The sequence below is a fragment of the Mesorhizobium sp. M7A.F.Ca.CA.001.08.2.1 genome, from assembly GCF_003998455.1.
Lineage (GTDB): Bacteria > Pseudomonadota > Alphaproteobacteria > Rhizobiales > Rhizobiaceae > Mesorhizobium > Mesorhizobium ciceri.
The window spans coordinates 1-382 of record NZ_RZPW01001505.1 but is presented as its reverse complement, the minus strand read 5'-3'; the positions used below and the strand labels follow the sequence as shown (position 1 = coordinate 382).

Sequence of the window (382 nt, the reverse complement as noted above, 5' to 3'; positions counted from 1 at the left end):
GGTGTGGGTGTATGGCTGGTCTTTGATCGCGACCCAACGGTGATCCAGCCGGAGCCGCCGGTCGCCCAAAACGATCCGCCAAACCCGAACGAGAACCTACCAAGAGAGACGAAGAAATCAGAAGACAGAATTCCGGGTGGCGAGACGATCGCCCAGGAGGAAAAGACCGACAAGCCGAAGTCGCCGCCAATCGAGCAGCCGACGCCGCCGCCCGCAGACTCAGCCAATCCAGATACGTTCGATTTCGTAAAGTTCGCCAATCGCCAAGTGACCTACGCCGGCAGCACTTGGCAACTCGAGTCCGGTCATCATTTTGACAGTGAGAAAGCTCCAACTTGGGACACGGCTTGGTGCTATACGCGCAAACTGGCAAACACCGGAG

The 382-nt window shown here is 57.9% G+C and carries 1 pseudogene; it reads left to right on the top strand.

Annotation, left to right across the window (positions count from 1 at the left end):
- A pseudogene (locus EN914_RS38655) lies at positions 1-382 on the top strand (hypothetical protein); the annotation flags it as partial.